Genomic DNA, 18160 nt, shown 5'->3' with positions numbered 1-18160 from the left:
GGCTCCCAGTAGACGACTGGGTTGATAGGCCGGATATGGAAGCCCTGTGAGGGGTGGAGTTGACCGGTACTAATAGGCCGAGGGCTTGTCCTCAGTTGCTCGCGTCCACTGTGTTGTTCTGAAACAACGACCCCCATCGATACGGGTGGGTGGTGAACAGTTTCATAGTGTTTCGGTGGTCATAGCGTGAGGGAAACGCCCGGTTACATTCCGAACCCGGAAGCTAAGCCTCACAGCGCCGATGGTACTGCAGGGGGGACCCTGTGGGAGAGTAGGACGCCGCCGAACAATCTTTCAGGGAAAGCCCCTCGCCTCACGGCGGGGGGCTTTTTCGCGTTCCCGGACCATTCCCGAAGCACTTCCGGGTATTACCGCACCGGCCCACGCTCATCGATGTACACGGTCGGCGTCGACAGGAAGATGTCGGCATCGGCAGGGCCGTAGGCGACGTTGAAGGTGTCCATCCAGTACGACCAGCCCCGTATCCCGGCCGCGCTGCTGAAGCGGTAGTTCAGTTGCCACCGCACCCACTGGCCGGGCTGGAGCCGCACCGCCGGCGGCCTGCGTGAGCGAGGGGGAATGCCGAACAGAGGGTCCACGCGAGGAAGTACTCGCAGCCGGCCGTCCGCCTCCCGGAGTCCGACTGCGAGGCTGCGACGCGCCTCCAGGGTCTCCCGCGGCTCGAAGGAGTCCTCCTCGTACATGCGGACGACATGCGCGGACGGGGCGGGTGTGGGCGGCATCCTGAAGCCCACGGGGGCCGCGTTGCGACGAGTGGCGGCGTCTCCGCCCCGGGACTGCTTGGTCCAGAACGTCCTGACCCACTGCGCGGTGATCTCCACAGCGCCCACCTCCGCGGCGAAGGATACAGAGAAACCCCCAGCCCTCCCGGGAAGTCCGGTGGCTGGGGGTGGAGGGGCCCGAGGGGGCGTCAGAGGCGGCCGGCGGCCTTGAGGGTGAGGTAGGTGTCGGCGAGGGCGGGGGCGATGGACTCGGGTGGGGCGTCGAGGACGGTGATGCCGTGGCGGGTGAGGAGCTCTGCGGTGCGGCGGCGGTCGGCGCGGGTCTGTTCGGCGGCGGCGGCGCCGTAGACGTCGCGGACGGTGGTGCGGGGGGTGTCGACCAGCTCGTCGAGGCGGGGGTCGGCGACGGAGGCGAGGACGACCTCGTGGCGCTTGACGAGGAGGGGGAGCTGCGGGAGCAGGCCGTCCTCGATCTGGTGGGCGTCGAGGCCGGTCAGGAGGACGATCAGCGAGCGGTGGGGGGCCATCCGGAGGGCGGTGGAGACCATGGCGCGCAGGTCGGTCTCGATCAGGGCGGGTTCCAGGAGGGCCATCGCGTCGGTGAAGGCGGGGAGGATCTCCGAGGGCGAGCGTCCGGCGACGGCGGCGCGGCGCTGCCGGTCGTGGGCGAGCAGGTCGACCCGGTCGCCGGCCTTGGTGGCGAGCGCGGTGAGCAACAGCGCGGCGTCGAGGGCGGCGTCCAGACGGGGTGCGTCGCCGACGCGGCCCGCGGAGGTGCGGCCGGTGTCGAGGACGACGAGGACGTGCCGGTCGCGTTCGGGGCGCCAGGTGCGGACGGCGACGACGCTGCGGCGGGCGCTGGCGCGCCAGTCGATGGAGCGGACGTCGTCGCCGGGGAGGTATTCGCGCAGCGAGTCGAACTCGGTGCCCTGGCCGCGGGTCAGCACGGAGGTGCGGCCGTCGAGTTCGCGCAGGCGGGCGAGGCGGGACGGGAGGTGCTTGCGGCTGGCGAACGGCGGCAGTGCGCGGACGCGCCAGGGGGCGTCGAGGTTGGCCTGGCGGCCGGCCAGGCCGAGCGGGCCGAGCGAGCGGACGGTGACCCGTCCGCTGCGGTGGTCGCCGCGCCGGGTGGGGGCGAGGCGGGTGGTGATGCGGCGGCGTTCTCCGGCGGGGACGGTGACGGAGTGCCGGGAGGCGGTGAGCGAGGTGCCGGGGGCCCAGGCGGAGGGGTACCAGGCGTCGCGGATCCGGGCGCGCAGCGGGCGGCGGGACGGGTTGCCGACGAGCAGGTCGACGGTGACGGCTTCGCCGAGGCGGACGCTGGGGTCGCCGGAGCGTTCGAGGGTGAGGCGGCGGACGGGGGCGGCGAGCACCAGGTCGGCGACGATCGCGGCGAGCAGCGGCAGCATGACCACGCCGATGCCGGTCCAGGAGGGGAGCACGAGGCCGACCAGGAGGGCGCCGAGGGCGGCGACGAGGGCCGTGCGGCCGGTCAGGGCCATGGGGTGCGGGGCTCGCTTTCTGGAGCAGTGGACGCGTAGGTGGCCGAACTTCCGCCGGGGGAGAGGCAGTCGGCGCTCTCTCCCCGGCGGCGCCGACGGTTGCGGACAGGCCTCAGCGCGGCGCGGGCGTCTGGGCGAGGACGGCCTGGATGACGCTGTCGGCGGTGGTGCCTTCCATCTCGGCCTCGGGGCGGAGCTGGATGCGGTGCCGGAGGGTGGGCAGGGCGAGGGCCTTGACGTCGTCGGGGGTGACGTAGTCGCGGCCGGCCAGCCAGGCCCAGGCGCGGGAGGTGTTGAGCAGCGCGGTGGCGCCGCGGGGGGAGACGCCCATGGCGAGCGAGGGCGAGTTCCGGGTGGCGCGGACCAGGTCGACGATGTACGCGAGGACCTCGGGGGAGACCGTGAGGGCACGGATCTCGGCGCGGGCCTGGGCCAGGTCGGCGGGGCCGGCGACGGGCCGGACGCCGGCCGCGGCGAGGTCGCGCGGGTCGAAGCCGCCGGCGTGCCGGGAGAGCACCTGGAACTCCTGCTCGCGGGTGGGCAGCGGGAGGACCAGCTTGAGCAGGAAGCGGTCGAGCTGGGCCTCGGGCAGCGGGTAGGTGCCCTCGTACTCGACGGGGTTCTGGGTGGCGGCGACCAGGAACGGGTCGGGGAGCTTGCGGGGTTCGCCGTCGACGGTGACCTGCTTCTCCTCCATGGCCTCCAGCAGCGAGGCCTGGGTCTTCGGCGGGGTCCGGTTGATCTCGTCGGCGAGCAGCAGGTTGGTGAAGACCGGCCCGGGCTGGAACGAGAACTCGGCGGTGCGGGTGTCGTAGACCAGCGAGCCGGTGACGTCGCCGGGCATCAGGTCGGGGGTGAACTGGATGCGCTTGGTCTCGACGTCGAGGGCGGTGGCGAGGGTGCGGACCAGCAGGGTCTTGGCGACGCCGGGGACGCCTTCGAGCAGGACGTGGCCGCCGCAGAGCAGCGCGACGACCAGGCCGGTGACGGCGGCGTCCTGGCCCACCACGGCCTTGCCGATCTCGTCGCGCAGGCCGGTGAGGGCGGCGCGGGCGTCGCGGGTCTGGCCGGGGTCGGTCTTGTAGAGCTGGTCGGTCACGGCTGTCGTACCTGCCATTCCATGTCGTCGAGGTCGTCGGCGAGCCGCAGCAGGGCGGCGTCGTCGGAGGGGGCCGGGCCGTACAGCAGCTGCTGGAGGTCGGCGGAGGGGCGTCCGAGCCGGGCGGCGGCGGCCTCGGTGAGGGCGGCCGGGTCGGGGTCCCCGGAGGTGTGCGGGAGGCCGAGGGCGGTGGCGGTCCGGCGGCGGGCGGCGCGGCGCAACGTTTCGGCAGCGTGGCCGCGGGCGTTGGCGCGGTGGTAGAGCCGGGCGCGGCCCTCGGTGGTCTCGGAGGCGCGGACCACGGCGGGCAGCCGTTCGCTGAGCACCGGGCCGAGTCGGCGGGCGCGCCAGACGACGGCCAGCAGGGCGGCGAACAGGAGCTGCAGGGCGCCCCAGCTCCAGCCGGCCGGGACGAGGTCGCCGATGGTCTTGTCGTGCGGGGCGTCGGGCGTGGCGACGGCGTGGTCGGGGAGCTGCCAGACCAGCTGGTGGTGGGCGCCGAGCAGGCCGAAGGCGAGTGCGGCGTTGCCCTCGTGGTCGAGGCGTTCGTTGGTGAACATCCGCCGGCTGCCGAGCACGATCACCTGCTGGCTGCCGGTGGTGCGGCTGAGCACGCTGTGGCGGCCGTCGGCGTCCGGATAGCAGCCGACGTCGTGGGCGCCGAGGTGGTAGCTCTCGCCGCCGAGTTCGGCGGCACCGGCGTTGGCGGCCTCGGGCAGGGTGCAGGCGGGGGCGACGACGGTGCTCTCGGGAACGTAGGAGGCGCCCGAGACACCGGGCGCGAAGGCGTTCAGCGCGGAGTGGTCGGGGTCGAGCAGCACCAGCCGGCTGTTGGCGCCGCGGGGGATCGCGGCGAGCCGGGTGATTTCCTGCTCGGTCAGTTCCGCGGGGAAGGTGAGGACGAGGGTGGTGTCGTCGGCGCGCAGGGCGGCGGCGAGTTCGCTCTCGGTGGTGGCGGTGCGGCTGGTGACGCCGTACGTGTTCCGGAGGATCTGGTCGACGGCGCGGGTGCCGGACGGGTCGCCGGAGCGCGGGTCGAGCGGCCCGGAGGAGCTGCTGGCGGGGATGCCGGCGACCATGGCGCCGACCACCAGCACGGCGAGGACGGCGACCAGCCGCCAGCGCCAGCGCCGCCACAGGGTGCGCAGGGTGGTGCGGGGCGCGGCGTCCGGCCGGTCGACGGCGGGCAGCTCGGCGGGGTCGGCGGTGGCGGGCGGGGGTGCGGTGGTGGTCATGCGGTTCCTCCGCCGGCCGCCACGGGCGTGGGGCGGGTGCGTTCGAGGGCGCGGTCGAGGTCGGCCAGGAGCCGGTAGGACGCTTCGTCGGCGGTCCGCTCGCCGAACGCGATGTCGTCGAACAGCCTTGCGGCGGAGGCGAGTTCACGGGCCCGATCGGGCAGGCTGCGGCCTGCTTCGGCGGCGGCCTCGACGGCGGTGCGGCCGGGGCGCGGGTCGAGGACGGTGCGTTCCTCCAGGCCGCGGACCAGGGCGCGCATCTGTTCGCGGACGGCGTCGGCCCAGGCGCCGCGGGCGGCGTGGGCGGCGGCGTCGGCGCGGTGCTGGGCGGCGCTGCGCGGGCCGTCGGCGGTGAACAGCAGGCCCTTGGAGCGGGCCTCGCGGCGGGGCCGGCCGTAGCGTCGCCAGAGCAGCACGGCGATGATCGCGAGCAGCACGAGCACCACCACCAGGGCGGCGCCGTCGCCGCCGCCGAGCGGTGCGCCGGCGCTGCCCGTCAGGCGGTCGAGCTGGTGCTGGAGCCAGTCCATGAAGCGCTCGACCAGCCCGGGTTCGTGCTGGTGGTAGATGGCTTTGCGGAGTTCTTCGTGTGCGGCGTCGCGGGCGGCGTCGCGCGGCACGGTGACCGGGATGCTGTCCGCGAGCAGCACCCCTCCCCCCCGAAGTCCCATGATGATCAGACTCCCGGCGGAGGGTACTGGCCCGGGACGGGCGCGGTGGCGGTGGCGGCGGCGGGCAGGTAGTGGCCGGGCAGGCCGGCGGCGGCCGCGAGTTCGAGGTCGAGCGCCTCGCGGCGGATCCGCTGGTCGACGTAGAGCAGCGCGAACAGGGTGCCGACCAGCGGGATGGTGAGGGTCTTGGCGAGGATGCCGCAGACCGCCATGATGCCGATGCCGATCGCGGCGTCGCCGTCGGAGACGTGGCCGAGGTTCGACGGCGAGGCGCCGATGAAGAAGGTGACGAGCTCGCCGGGGACGGTGAGCACCGCGGCGAGCAGGCCGATGAAGAGCTCGAACACGATCAGCGTGCCGAACATCCGCCACCAGGAGCCGCGGACCAGGCGCCAGGAGCGCTTGAGGGCGCCGACCACGGTCTGCTTCTCCAGGACCAGCGCGGGAGTGGCGAGGATCAGCTTGGTCCACACCCAGATCCCGGGCAGCACGGCGGGCACCGCGAGCAGCAGCCAGGCGGGCTGGTCGCCGAGGGCGGCCAGCGCCACCAGCGGGGCGATCGGCGCGGCGAACACGATGATCATGATCAGCGTGTGCGCCAGGGCCAGCAGCGCCAGCCGGCCGAGGTGCGGCCGGGTCTGCGCCCAGGCCTCCTTGGCCGTGGTGTCACGGCCGAGCAGGCTGTTGCCGAGGATCGGGGTGAGCAGGCCGGTGGAGACCACGCCGGCCAGCATTTCGAGCGGCACCGTGTAGTACGTGGAGAACACCGCGTCGAAGTAGCTGCCGGAGACGTGGATCCACCAGGAGACGCCGGCCTGGACGAGTTCGACGAAGCACGCGAGGATCAGGCTCAGCCCGAAGGCGGCCTTCCAGTACGTGCGGACGAGGGCGAACGCGCTGTCCATCAGTTCGACGAAGCCGAGCGGGCGCAGCGGGATGATGCCGGGCGTCGGTCCGAGCGGTCCGGCCGGACCGGCCGGACCGGGCGGTCCGGGCGGCGGAGGCGCGAGCGTGGCGGCGGCCTGCGGGGCCGGGGGAGCCGGGTGGCCGGTTTCGGACGGCCCGGGCGCTGGCTCGGGAGAACCGGGTGAAGTCCAACCCGGGGTCTCGGACAATCGACGCTCCTCGACGGGGCACCCTGGAACAGGTGCTTCGGGGTGACATCGTGCCATGGTGCGCACGCGTACCCCAGGGGTATCCCGTTGCTGATCCGCAACGGTCCGAGCAGGGCCCAGGAGCCGATACCTTTGCGATGGTATGACTGCTTCGGTCGACGGCCGGGGGGCCGGCAACGGAACAGCTGTGCGTCAGGTCACATTGGGGTGATGAGAAGATGGAGCCATGAAGGGACGTGTCCTCGTCGTCGATGACGACACCGCACTTGCCGAGATGCTCGGCATTGTGCTGCGTGGTGAGGGTTTTGAGCCGTTTTTCGTCGCGGACGGGGACAAGGCGCTGGCCGCCTTCCGGGAGACCAAGCCGGACCTCGTACTGCTCGACCTGATGCTGCCCGGACGGGACGGCATCGACGTGTGTCGGCAGATCCGGGCCGAGTCGGGCATTCCGATCGTCATGCTGACCGCGAAGACCGACACGGTCGACATCGTGGTCGGCCTGGAGTCCGGCGCCGACGACTACGTCACGAAGCCGTTCAAGCCCAAGGAACTGGTCGCCCGGGTCCGGGCCCGGCTGCGGCGGGCCGAGGAGCCCACGCCGGAGCAGTTGACCATCGGCGACCTGGTGATCGACGTCGCCGGGCACTCGGTCAAGCGCGAGGGCCGCGGCATCCCGCTGACCCCGCTGGAGTTCGACCTGCTGGTCGCGCTGGCCCGCAAGCCCTGGCAGGTGTTCACCCGCGAGGTGCTGCTGGAGCAGGTCTGGGGCTACCGGCACGCGGCCGACACCCGCCTGGTCAACGTCCACGTGCAGCGCCTGCGCTCCAAGATCGAGAAGGACCCGGAGCGCCCGGAGATCGTGGTCACCGTGCGCGGCGTCGGCTACAAGGCCGGGCCCAGCTGAGGATGAGCGAGGAGCAGGCCGCCGCCTCCCCGTCGGACGACTTCTCCGGCGGGGAGGCTGCTGTGCGCGGCGACGTGCTGAGTTCCACCACCGGGCAGCCGCGCCGGCGGCGGTGGTGGACGGCGCTGTTCGCGCCGGTCATCCGGCAGTTCCGGCACCCGGTGGGCCGGGTGCTGTCGCTGTACCGCCGCTCGATCCAGCTGAGGGTGGTCGCGGCGACGCTGCTGCTGTCCTTCGTGGTGGTGCTGGTGCTCGGCGTGGTGGTGGTCGCCCAGGTGCGCACCGGCCTGCTGGAGGCCAAGCAGAAGGCCGCCCACGGGCAGGCCATCGGCGGCTTCCAGATCGAGCAGGACAAGATCAACGAGGCGATCAACCTGCAGGCCAAGGCCGGCGCGACCGCCGACCCGACCCGCGACCAGATCAACGCCTGGCTGACCAAACAGGTCTCCGACCTGGCGTCCGGCGGCGCCGGCGTCTACTCGGTGATCGCGATCGGGCCCGGCGGCCAGGAAGACACGGCCGCCAGCGCCGGCCTGCGCGGCGGCGCCCGCTACTCGGGCTCGATCCTGCCCGACACGATCACCAACGAGATGCGCGAGTTGGTCGCCGCCGAACCGTCCGTCCCGCACGAGCAGCCGGTCAAACTGCTCCGCTCGCCGGACAGCCAGGCCAAGCCCGACGACAACAAGGGCCTGGCGATCGGCAAGCAGTTCAACGGGCCCGACGGCAACCCGTACCAGCTGTACTACGTCTTCTCCTTCTACCAGGAGACCAGCACCCTGAACCTGGTGATGGGGACGCTGGCCACCGCCGGGCTGTTCCTGGTCATCCTGCTGAGCTGCATCGCCTGGCTGGTGGTCCGCCAGGTCGTCACCCCGGTGCGGATGGCCGCCGGCATCTCCGAGCGGCTGGCCGCCGGGCACTTCGACGAGCGGATGAAGGTCACCGGCACCGACGACATCGCCCGCCTCGGCGACTCCTTCAACCGGATGGCCAACGGACTGCAGGCGCAGATCCGCAAGCTGGAGGAGCTCTCCCGGGTGCAGCGGCGGTTCGTCTCCGACGTCTCGCACGAGCTGCGCACCCCGCTGACCACCGTCCGGATGGCCGCCGACCTGATCTACGACAGCCGCGAGGACCTGGACCCGATGGCGGCCCGCTCCGCCGAGCTGCTCCAGGACCAGCTGGACCGCTTCGAGTCGCTGCTCGCCGACCTGCTGGAGATCAGCCGCTTCGACGCCGGCGCGGCCATCCTGGACGCCGAACCCGTCGACCTGCGCGACATCGTCACCCGCGTCGTGGAGGCCGCCGACCCGCTGGCCCGCGCCAAGGGCAGCGCGGTGCTGATCCGCGGCGGCGAGACCCCGGTGATCGCCGAGGTCGACAGCCGCCGGATCGAGCGGATCCTGCGCAACCTGGTGGTCAACGCGCTCGAACACGGCGAGGGCCGGGACGTGGTGATCCGGCTCGGCGCGGGCGAAGGCGCGGTCGCCGTCGGCGTGCGCGACTACGGCATCGGCCTGAAGCCCGGCGAGGCCTCCCGGGTGTTCCACCGCTTCTGGCGCGCCGACCCGTCCCGGGTCCGCACCACCGGCGGCACCGGCCTCGGCCTGTCCATCGCCGTCGAGGACGCCCACCTGCACGGCGGCTGGCTCCAGGCCTGGGGCGAGCCCGGGGGCGGCTCGCACTTCCGGCTGACCCTGCCGCGCACCCGCGGCGGCGAGATCTCCCGGGCCCCGTTCCGGCTGGAGCCCGAGGACTCCCGGCACAACCGCGGCATGGCCTCGGCCGGCACGCCCTACCGACGCGCGGTGCGCGGCGGCGAGCCCGTCGCCGTTCCGGAGACCCCGGACACCAACGAGCGCTCCACCTTCGGCTCCGGCCTCGGCGGCGTGCTCAGCATCGGCCCGGGCCTGGGCCGGCCGAGCGCCGCCCCGGTCGCGGACCCGTCCGACGTCCGTGCCGGGGCTGCCGGATACGGTGCCACCGGCGCACAGATCGTGGTGGACCGGGGTGGCCGCCCGACGCAGCCGGCCCCGCCCGCACCGGACGGCGCCGATATTGACCAGGAGGGGACCCCCGGTGCACAGGAACGACAGGACGACTGATCGGCGGACCCGCGCCCTGGGCGGCGCGGCACTGCTGGCGATCACCGCCACCGGCTGCGTCGCGATGCCGTCCGGCGGCGCGGCGCACCGCCTGGAGGTGCCGCAGGGCGCCGCCGACGGCGTCCAGGTGCACGTCTACCCGGTCGCCCCGCACAAGGGCGAGAGCCCCGGCGACCTGCTGGCCGGCTTCCTCGACTCCTCCAACGCCGACCAGGCCAACTACGACACCGCCAAGCAGTACCTGACCGCGGACGCCGCCAAGCGCTGGCGCCCCGACGCGCAGGTCGTGGTGCTGGCCGAACCCCCGCGGCTGGGCCGTCCCGTTCCCGGACCGGACGAGACCAGCGTGCCGATCAACGTCACCGGCACGCAGGTCGCGCAACTCGACGTCCGGCACACCTACCAGGCCCGCTCCAGCGAGTACCGGGAGACCTTCACGTTCGTGAAGGTCGCCGAGGGCCCCGACGCCGGCCAGTGGCGGATCAACGAGCTGCCCGACGGCCTGATCGTCGACCTGACCAACTTCAAGAACACCTACAAGCCGGTCCACCGGTACTTCTTCGCCGTCACCGACCCGAGCGAACGCGTCCAGGCCAACCCGGTGCTGGTGCCCGACCCGATCTACCTGCGCCGCCGAATAGATCCGCTCACCGAGGCCGTCCGGGCCACCGTCGAAGGGCCCTCGCTGTGGCTCGCTCCGGTGGTCACCAGCCCGATCGAAGGCGTCAAGGTGCTCAGCGCCACCGCCGGCGACAACCGGGTCGCCTCCGTCAAGGTGGACGGCGTCGAGCTCGGGAAGAACCCGGCCGGCTGCCAGCAACTGGCCCAGCAGTTCTTCCAGACCCTGGCCGACCAGCAGGGCAAGCTGAGCAGGCTCGAACTGTCCTCGCCCAAGGGCGGCTGCGCGATCAGCAGCGCCGACGCCGCGGTGGTCGCGCCGGGCGCGCTGGCGGGCGGCGAGAGCGGCATGCAGGCGTACATCCAGCTGGCCGACGGCCGGCTCACCCGCTACGGCCGGCCCGGCGGGGACCCCGGCCCGGGCGCCGCCGCCGAGCCCGTCCCGGTCGCCGGGGTGCTCGGGCAGCCCGCGCAGGGCGGCCAGCCGCGGCCCGGCGAGCTCGCCGTCCGCCGGGACGGCAACGCCGTCGCGGTGATCGACAAGGACGGCCGCAACCTGTACCGCGCCGGCCTGACCGCGTCCGACAAGTACAGCGAGCCGCTCGTCTCCAGCCACGCCCCGCAGGGCCTGGCCTCGCCCAGCTGGGACGGCCGCGGCGACCTGTGGCTGGTCGACCGCGACCCGGCCGCGCCCCGGGTGCTGATGGTGCGCGAGCCCACCGTCGTCCCCGTGACGGTGGAGGGGCTGGACAAGCGCTCCGTGCAGGCACTGCGGATCTCCTCCGACGGCGCCCGGATCGCGCTGCTGCTGCGGGGCCCCGACGGGAAGACCAAGCTGTCGCTCGGCCTGGTGACGCACGGCGGCACCGCCGCCGCCCCGACCGCCCGGATCACCGGGCTGCGCGAGCCCGCCCCGCAGCTCGCCGAGGTCGCCGCCGTCTCCTGGAGCGACACCGATCAGCTGGTGGTGCTCGGAAAGGAGACCGACCGGCTGCAGCAGCTGCACTTCCTGGGCACCGACGGCTCGCAGTCCACCGAATCCCCGTTGCAGGGCGGCGAGTCGATGACGGCGCTGTCCGCCACCGAGGCCCGGGTGCAGGCCGACCAGGTCGGCCCGGCGGTGCTCGCCGCGTCCGGCAACGGCGTGTACCGGCTGAAGGACAACCAGTGGCACGCGGTGACCAGCAAGGCGACGCCCGCGGCGTTCATCTACCCGGGCTGAGCCCGGCCTCCCCGGCGGGCGCGCCCCGCAGGACCGGCCCGGGGCCGCGCCGGACGGCCGCCGCCACGGTGGCCGCCGCCCGCGGCGGGCAGCCCGCCGCGCGCAGCGCCCGGGCCGCCTCGGCGAGGCTCGCGCCGGTGGTGACCAGGTCGTCCACCAGCACCAGCCGGTGCCCGGCCAGCCGGGCGGCCAGCCGGGCCGGCACCGTCAGCGCCTCGTGCAGGTTGCGGTGCCGCTCGGCCGCGCCCAGGCCCGCCTGGTCGGCGACCGGACGGGCCTGCCGCAGCACCGGGGCGACCAGCGTCGCCACCCCGCCCAGGCGCAGTTCGCGGGCGGCGGCCCGGGCCAGGCGCAGCATCGGGTCGTGGCCGCGGGCCCGGGTGGCGGCCTTCGCGGACGGCACCGGCACCAGCAGCAGCGGGGCGGCGCCCGCGCCGGTGGCGGAGCGGACCGCGGCGGCCAGTGCGCCGCCGAGCGGGCCGGCCAGCCGCAGCGCGCCGCGTTCCTTGTGGGCGAGCAGCAGTTGGCGCACCGGCCCGGCGTAGGGGGCGGCGGCGTGCACCGGCGGCAGGCCGGGCGGCGGGCGCAGCGGCCCGGCGGGCCCGGCGGCGGTGCCGTCGAGCAGGCCCCGGCAGGGTGGGCACAGGCCGGTGCGGCCGTCGCCGCAGCCGGCGCAGCGGGCGGGGATCAGCAGGTCGAGCAGGGCGGCGAGGACCGGTGCGGGGCCGGATCCGGGCCGGTGGGCGGTGCTGCGGCTCGTCACGGAAACCCTCCGGAACGCTCGCCGGGCGGCGAGTTCAGCCATACGGTCGGTGGTGCCAGGCGTGTTGTCCAGCCGTTTACCACTGTTTCACCCGTAGGAGGGTAGACAGGGAGGAACAGCCGGACTGTCAAACGCTTGTCGGTACGTTCGTTCGACTGGGGAGGCGAGATCCCCGGGTGAGGTGTTGCATAAGGGCTCCAGGGGTTTCGAACGCTCCTGGTGGGGAGGAAGTGAGGTAAGGGGCCGGCGGTTCTCGCGGGTTCCCCGGGCGGTGTTCCGGGGGCGGGCGGTGACCGGCTGGTCCGGCTGGGTCTCACGCCGGTCCGGGACGCACTCCGGGCCGGTCAGCACAAGGGATCGGAGTTCTGCGTGGACATCGTCGTCAAGGGCCGCAAGACCGAGGTGCCCAAGAGGTTCCGCGAGCACGTGGCCGAGAAGCTGGAGAAGGTCCAGAAGTTCGACACCAAGGCGATCAGCCTGGATGTCGAGGTGTCCAAGGAGCACAACCCGCGGCAGGCCGACCGTTCCGACCGGGTGGAGATCACCCTCCGCAGCCGGGGCCCGGTGATCCGGGCCGAGGCGTCCGCCAACGACGCGTGGGCCGCGCTCGACCTCGCCTCGGCGAAGCTGGAGGCGCAGCTGCGCAAGTCCGCCGACCGCCGCCGGGTGCAGAAGGGCGGCACCAACGGGCGCGGCCCGGTGAGCGTCGCCGCGGCCACCGCCGCGCTGGCCGCCCTGCCCGCGACGGAGGCCACCGAGGGCGTCAACGGCACGCCGCGCAAGACCCTGGCGGGCAGCCTGGAGGTCGAGGGGGACGGCCCGCTGGTGGTCCGCGAGAAGACGCACGCGGCCGCGCCGATGTCGCTGGACCAGGCGCTGTACGCGATGGAACTGGTGGGCCACGACTTCTACCTGTTCCAGGAGAAGGACAGCGGCATGCCGAGCGTGGTCTACCGCCGGCACGGCTACCACTACGGCGTGATCCACCTGAAGGAGGACCAGGCCGCGGCGGTCGACTTCGCCGGGGCCGGGGGCGCGATCAACGGCCCCGACGAGGAGTGAGCGGCGGCCGCGTCCGTCGAACGGAGGATGTGGTGACCCCGGTGGCCGTGAACGGCCGCCGGGGTCACCGGCGTTCGGGGAGTCACCCAGCTGGGCGGTTCGGCGTCACAGGGTGATCACAGGCCGTCCGGGGCGTGGAATGATGGGCGCGTCACGGTGACACGCGGAGGGCGGGGGAGAAGCGGATGGGGGAGAGCCTGGGCCCGGAGGACGCCGGCTACCCGCCGCGTCGCGCGGAGCCGATCAGGGTCCTGGTGGTGGACGATCACGCACTGTTCCGCCGGGGCCTGGAGATCGTGCTCGCCGAGGAGGAGGACATCCGGGTCATCGGCGAGGCGGGGGACGGCGCGGAGGCCGTGCTGAAGGCCGCCGACCTGCTGCCCGACATCATCCTGATGGACGTCCGGATGCCCCGGCGCAGCGGCATCGAGGCGTGCACCGCGATCAAGGACGTGGTGCCCAGCGCCAAGATCATCATGCTGACGATCAGCGACGAGGAGGCCGACCTCTACGAGGCGATCAAGGCGGGGGCGACCGGCTACCTGCTGAAGGAGATCTCCACCGACGAGGTGGCCACCGCGATCCGCGCGGTGGCCGACGGCCAGTCGCAGATCAGCCCGTCGATGGCGGCCAAGCTGCTGACCGAGTTCAAGTCGATGATCCAGCGCCGCTCGGACGACCGGGAACTGGTGCCCGCGCCCCGGCTGACCGACCGGGAGCTGGAGGTGCTCAAGCTGGTGGCCACCGGGATGAACAACCGGGAGATCGCCAAGGAGCTGTTCATCAGCGAGAACACCGTGAAGAACCACGTGCGCAACATCCTGGAGAAGCTGCAACTGCACTCCAGGATGGAGGCCGTGGTCTACGCGATGCGTGAAAAGATCCTCGAAATAGGCTGAGCGCCCGCTGAGTGCCCGTCAGCCCAGCAGCTTCTCCAGTTCCGGCCGCAGCGCCTCGTCGTCGAGCCGCTCGACCCGGACGTCCGAGCAGCCCACCCAGTCGGCGGCCTCGCGCAGCGCCTCGGCGAGGGCCGGCACCGACCGCGGGCCGTCCAGCGAGACCTGGCGGGCCACCAGGGTGGCGCCCTCGCGGGCCGGGTCGACCCGGCCGGCCAGCCGGCCGCCGGCCAGCAGCGGCATCGCGAAGTAGCCGTGCACCCGCTTGTGCTTGGGGGTGTACGCCTCCAGGCGGTGGCTCATGCCGAAGATCCGTTCGGTGCGGGGGCGGTCCCAGATCAGCGAGTCGAACGGGGACAGCAGGGTGGTGCGGTGCCGGCCGCGGGGCTCGGTCTCCAGGGCCGCCGGGTCGGCCCAGGCGGGGGCGGACCAGCCCTCCACCGCGACCGGGACCAGGCCGGAGGCGGGCAGTGCCGCGTCCACCTGGGCGCCCTTGAGGCGGTGGTAGTCCATCAGGTCGGCCCGGGTGGCCACTCCGAGGGCCGTGCCGGCCTGCGCCACCAGGCGCTCCAGGCACTCGGCGTCGGACAGCTCCTGCTCGAACAAATCGCCGGGGACGGCCCGTTCGGCGAGGTCGTAGACGCGCTTCCAGCCGCGCCGCTCGGTGACCACCACGTCGCCGAAGGCCAGCGCGCGTTCCACCGCGATCTTGGTGTCGGACCAGTCCCACCACTCGGCGGTCTTCTTCGCCCCGCCCAGGTGGGTGGAGGTCAGTGGGCCCTCGGCCCGCAGCTGGTCGATGACCTGCGCGTACACCTCCTCCGACACCTGGTGGCCCCAGACCCGGCCCTTGACCCGGTTGGCGCGGCGGCGGAACGCGAACAGCGGCCACTCCTCGATCGGCAGGATGCAGGCGGCGTGCGACCAGTACTCGAAGGCCGTGCCGTGCCCCCAGTACGCCTGCTCCACCGGCTTGCGGCCGACCGCGCCGAGCCGGGCGTACGGCACCAGTTCGTGCGAGCGGGCCAGCACCGAGATGGTGTCCAGCTGGACGGCGCCGAGCAGGCGCAGCACGCCGCGGGCGCCCGCGCGGCGGTCGGGGGAGCCGAGCATGCCCTGGGCGCGCAGCGCGAGCCGGCGGGCGTGGTCGGCGGAGATCCGGACGGTCGGGGCAGGGGTCGCGGCCATGGGGCGAGGCTAGAGCAGGGCACTGACAGCCCGGCCACGCCCGAGCGCTTTGACCGTTTGTACCCTGCTTCGGCCGATGTGCCCCCAGGGGTGACACAGGAATAGCGTGCTGACGGACCTCCCGGGGGCTCGGCCTCCTCGCATACGATGGCCCGTACGGTGGGGTGGACTCCCCTCCGTCACCAATCCAGAGCCGATCCAGGCAAGGAGCCCGCTCACGTGTCCGTCTTCGACAAGATCCTGCGCGCAGGCGAGGGCAAGATCCTCCGCAAGCTGCAGCGGATTGCCGCCCAGGTCAACTCGATCGAAGAGGACTTCGTCAACCTCACCGACGACGAGCTGCGCGCACTGACCGACGAGTACAAGGCCCGGCTCGCCGACGGGGAGACCTTGGACGACCTCCTCCCCGAGGCCTTCGCGACCGTCCGGGAGGCCGCGAAGCGCGTCCTGGGCCAGCGCCATTACGACGTGCAGATCATGGGCGGCGCCGCGCTGCACCACGGCCACGTCGCCGAGATGCGCACCGGCGAGGGCAAGACCCTGGTCGGCACCCTGCCGGCGTACCTGAACGCGCTGACCGGCAAGGGCGTCCACCTGATCACCGTCAACGACTACCTCGCCGAGCGCGACTCGGAGTGGATGGGCCGGGTGCACCGCTTCCTGGGCCTCGAAGTCGGCGTGATCCTGGCGAACATGTCGCCGGCCGAGCGCAAGAAGCAGTACGGGATGGACATCACGTACGGCACCAACAACGAGTTCGGCTTCGACTACCTGCGCGACAACATGGCGTGGTCGCAGGACGAACTGGTGCAGCGCGGCCACAACTTCGCGATCGTCGACGAGGTCGACTCGATCCTGATCGACGAGGCCCGTACCCCGCTGATCATCTCCGGCCCGGCCGACCAGGCGACCAAGTGGTACGCCGACTTCGCCAAGCTGGTCCAGCGCCTCAAGATCGAGCGCGACTACGAGGTCGACGAGAAGAAGCGCACCGTCGGCATCCTCGAGGAGGGCGTCACCCGGGTCGAGGACTACCTGGGCATCGACAACCTCTACGAGTCCGTGAACACCCCGCTGGTCGGCTTCCTGAACAACGCCATCAAGGCGAAGGAGCTCTACAAGGCGGACAAGGACTACGTCGTGATCAACGGCGAGGTCATGATCGTCGACGAGCACACCGGCCGTATCCTGGCGGGCCGCCGCTACAACGAGGGCATGCACCAGGCGATCGAGGCCAAGGAAGGCGTCGAGGTCCAGAACGAGAACCAGACGCTGGCCACCATCACCCTGCAGAACTTCTTCCGCCTGTACGGGAAGCTGTCCGGCATGACCGGCACCGGCACCACCGAGGCGGCCGAGTTCCACCAGATCTACAAGCTGGGCGTCGTCCCGATCCCGACCAACAAGACGCCGAAGCGGATCGACCAGCCGGACCTCATCTACAAGTCCGAGCCGGCCAAGTTCGCCGCCGTGGTCGAGGACATCGCCGAGCGCCACGAGAAGGGCCAGCCGGTGCTGGTCGGCACCGTGTCGGTCGAGAAGTCCGAGTACCTGTCGCAGGAGCTGCGCAAGCGCGGCATCCCGCACGAGGTGCTGAACGCCAAGCACCACGAGCGCGAGGCGCAGATCGTCGCCCAGGCCGGCCGCAAGGGCGCCGTCACCGTCGCCACCAACATGGCCGGCCGCGGCACCGACATCATGCTCGGCGGCAACCCCGAGCACCTGGCCGCCGCCGATCTCGCCCAGCGCGGCGTCACTCCGGAGGACACCCCGGAGGAGTACGAGAGCGCGCTGCCGGCCGCGATGGAGAAGGCCAAGGTCGCGGTCAAGGCCGAGCAGGAGGAGGTGCAGGAGATCGGTGGCCTGTACGTCCTGGGCACCGAGCGCCACGAGTCCCGCCGGATCGACAACCAGCTGCGCGGCCGCTCCGGCCGTCAGGGCGACCCGGGCGAGTCCCGGTTCTACCTGTCGCTGGGCGACGACCTGATGCGCCTGTTCAAGGCCGGCATGGTCGAGCGCGTGCTCTCCATGGCGAACGTCCCCGAGGACGTGCCGATCGAGTCGAAGATGGTCACCCGCGCCATCGCCTCCGCGCAGACCCAGGTCGAGCAGCAGAACTTCGAGATCCGCAAGAACGTCCTCAAGTACGACGAGGTCCTCAACCGCCAGCGCGAGGTCATCTACGGCGAGCGCCGCCGCGTCCTGGAGGGCGAGGACCTGCAGGAGCAGGTCGGCCACTTCATGGACGACACCGTCGCCGCGTACGTCAACGCCGCCACCGGCGAGGGCTTCGAGGACGACTGGGACCTCGACAAGCTGTGGACGGCGCTCAAGCAGCTCTACCCGATCCAGCTCGACCTCGACGAGCTGGAGGAGGATGCCGCGGAGAACGGCGGCGTCACCACCGAGTACCTCACCAAGGTCATCCAGGAGGACGTGCAGGCCGCCTACGGCCGGCGCGAGGACCAGCTCGGCGACCAGATCATGCGTGAGCTGGAGCGCCGCGTCGTCCTCTCGGTGCTGGACCGCCGCTGGCGCGAGCACCTCTACGAGATGGACTACCTCCAGGAGGGCATCGCGCTGCGCGCCTACGCCCAGCGCGACCCGCTGGTCGAGTACCAGCGCGAGGGCTTCGACCTGTTCTCCGCGATGATGGAGGGCATCAAGGAGGAGTCCGTCGGCTACCTGTTCAACCTGGAGGTCCAGGTCGAGCAGCAGGTCGAGGAGGTCCCGGTGCCGGACGACGAGCAGGTGCTGCTGGAGAAGCTGGAGAAGGACGCCATCCCGGCGGCCCGCCCGGAGATCCGCGCCAAGGGCCTGGAGGCCCCCGAGCGCAAGAAGCTGCACTACACCGCCCCGTCCGACGAGGTCGGCGGCGGCGTGGTCGAGGGCGACTTCGACGAGGAGGGTCTCGTTCCCGACGGGGACGGCCTGACCCGCGCCGAGCGCCGCAAGGCCGCCAAGGCCGCGAAGGGCCGGCGCCGCAAGGGCTGACCCGCAGCGTCGATGTGACGGGGCGCCACCTCCTTCCCGG

14 protein-coding genes and 2 rRNA genes are annotated in these 18160 nt (G+C 72.6%); 8 read left to right on the top strand and 8 right to left on the bottom strand.

Annotation, left to right across the window (positions count from 1 at the left end):
• Together ACFV4P_RS26890 and rrf are read left to right on the top strand one after the other, a co-directional pair.
• Nucleotides 1–93: ribosomal RNA gene (locus tag ACFV4P_RS26890) — 23S ribosomal RNA — on the top strand; the annotation flags it as partial.
• A gap of 78 nt (nt 94–171) precedes the next feature.
• A 5S ribosomal RNA gene (gene rrf, locus ACFV4P_RS26885) occupies nt 172–288 on the top strand.
• Nucleotides 289–368: 80 nt separating this feature from the next.
• On the opposite strand, the gene ACFV4P_RS26880 is transcribed toward rrf, so the two are convergent.
• The 6 genes from ACFV4P_RS26880 to ACFV4P_RS26855 form a co-directional block, all read right to left on the bottom strand.
• Entirely contained in the window at nt 369–842 is a 474-nt protein-coding gene (locus tag ACFV4P_RS26880) for a hypothetical protein (protein ID WP_380475278.1), read from the bottom strand.
• 89 nt (nt 843–931) lie between these two features.
• Nucleotides 932–2245 (bottom strand): DUF58 domain-containing protein, encoded by a 1314-nt coding sequence (locus tag ACFV4P_RS26875; protein WP_380475276.1) that lies wholly within the window; start codon nt 2243–2245, stop codon nt 932–934.
• Between the two features lie 112 nt (nt 2246–2357).
• Nucleotides 2358–3362 (bottom strand): MoxR family ATPase, encoded by a 1005-nt coding sequence (locus tag ACFV4P_RS26870; RefSeq protein ID WP_073815454.1) that lies wholly within the window; start codon nt 3360–3362, stop codon nt 2358–2360.
• The gene (locus ACFV4P_RS26865; RefSeq protein WP_380475274.1) at nt 3341–4579 is read right to left on the bottom strand and encodes a DUF4350 domain-containing protein; all 1239 of its coding nucleotides are present in this window, start codon (nt 4577–4579) and stop codon (nt 3341–3343) included. Before ACFV4P_RS26865 ends, ACFV4P_RS26870 begins: the two co-directional genes overlap by 22 nt.
• Nucleotides 4576–5250: a DUF4129 domain-containing protein gene (locus ACFV4P_RS26860; protein ID WP_073815453.1), complete on the bottom strand. Its 675-nt coding sequence runs from the start codon at nt 5248–5250 to the stop codon at nt 4576–4578. The genes ACFV4P_RS26865 and ACFV4P_RS26860 overlap by 4 nt, the downstream gene beginning before the upstream one ends.
• A 5-nt stretch (nt 5251–5255) precedes the next feature.
• Complete coding sequence (locus tag ACFV4P_RS26855; protein ID WP_380475272.1) at nt 5256–6365, bottom strand: glycerophosphoryl diester phosphodiesterase membrane domain-containing protein; 1110 nt, start codon at nt 6363–6365, stop codon at nt 5256–5258.
• A gap of 226 nt (nt 6366–6591) precedes the next feature.
• Between ACFV4P_RS26855 and mtrA the strand changes: the two genes are divergently transcribed.
• Genes mtrA through ACFV4P_RS26840 form a run of 3 tightly spaced genes read left to right on the top strand, consistent with a single transcriptional unit; the run spans nt 6592 to nt 11217 of the window.
• Nucleotides 6592–7269: an MtrAB system response regulator MtrA gene (mtrA, locus tag ACFV4P_RS26850; protein WP_030459579.1), complete on the top strand. Its 678-nt coding sequence runs from the start codon at nt 6592–6594 to the stop codon at nt 7267–7269.
• 2 nt (nt 7270–7271) lie between these two features.
• Nucleotides 7272–9377 (top strand): MtrAB system histidine kinase MtrB, encoded by a 2106-nt coding sequence (gene mtrB, locus ACFV4P_RS26845; RefSeq protein WP_380475270.1) that lies wholly within the window; start codon nt 7272–7274, stop codon nt 9375–9377.
• Nucleotides 9352–11217, top strand: coding sequence for an LpqB family beta-propeller domain-containing protein (locus ACFV4P_RS26840; RefSeq protein ID WP_380475268.1), 1866 nt, complete (start codon nt 9352–9354; stop codon nt 11215–11217). The genes mtrB and ACFV4P_RS26840 overlap by 26 nt, the downstream gene beginning before the upstream one ends.
• On the opposite strand, the gene ACFV4P_RS26835 is transcribed toward ACFV4P_RS26840, so the two are convergent.
• Nucleotides 11201–11980: a ComF family protein gene (locus ACFV4P_RS26835; protein WP_073815444.1), complete on the bottom strand. Its 780-nt coding sequence runs from the start codon at nt 11978–11980 to the stop codon at nt 11201–11203. The two genes, ACFV4P_RS26840 and ACFV4P_RS26835, sit on opposite strands and share 17 nt — an antisense overlap.
• Nucleotides 11981–12349: 369 nt before the next feature.
• Here ACFV4P_RS26835 and hpf point away from each other — a divergent pair, with 369 nt between their 5' ends.
• On the top strand, nt 12350–13042 hold the full coding sequence (hpf, locus tag ACFV4P_RS26830; protein ID WP_380475266.1) for a ribosome hibernation-promoting factor, HPF/YfiA family: 693 nt from the start codon (nt 12350–12352) through the stop codon (nt 13040–13042).
• 185 nt (nt 13043–13227) lie between these two features.
• Nucleotides 13228–13941: a response regulator transcription factor gene (locus ACFV4P_RS26825; RefSeq protein WP_073815440.1), complete on the top strand. Its 714-nt coding sequence runs from the start codon at nt 13228–13230 to the stop codon at nt 13939–13941.
• A gap of 18 nt (nt 13942–13959) precedes the next feature.
• On the opposite strand, the gene ACFV4P_RS26820 is transcribed toward ACFV4P_RS26825, so the two are convergent.
• Complete coding sequence (locus ACFV4P_RS26820; RefSeq protein WP_380475264.1) at nt 13960–15126, bottom strand: winged helix-turn-helix domain-containing protein; 1167 nt, start codon at nt 15124–15126, stop codon at nt 13960–13962.
• Between the two features lie 219 nt (nt 15127–15345).
• Between ACFV4P_RS26820 and secA the strand changes: the two genes are divergently transcribed.
• On the top strand, nt 15346–18120 hold the full coding sequence (secA, locus tag ACFV4P_RS26815) for a preprotein translocase subunit SecA (protein ID WP_380475262.1): 2775 nt from the start codon (nt 15346–15348) through the stop codon (nt 18118–18120).
• Nucleotides 18121–18160 lie beyond the last annotated feature (40 nt).

Origin of the sequence: Kitasatospora sp. NPDC059795, from assembly GCF_042732175.1 — a bacterium.
GTDB lineage: Bacteria > Actinomycetota > Actinomycetes > Streptomycetales > Streptomycetaceae > Kitasatospora.
The sequence above is the reverse complement of the archived record's forward strand: the minus strand, read 5'-3'. Positions and strand labels throughout refer to the sequence as shown.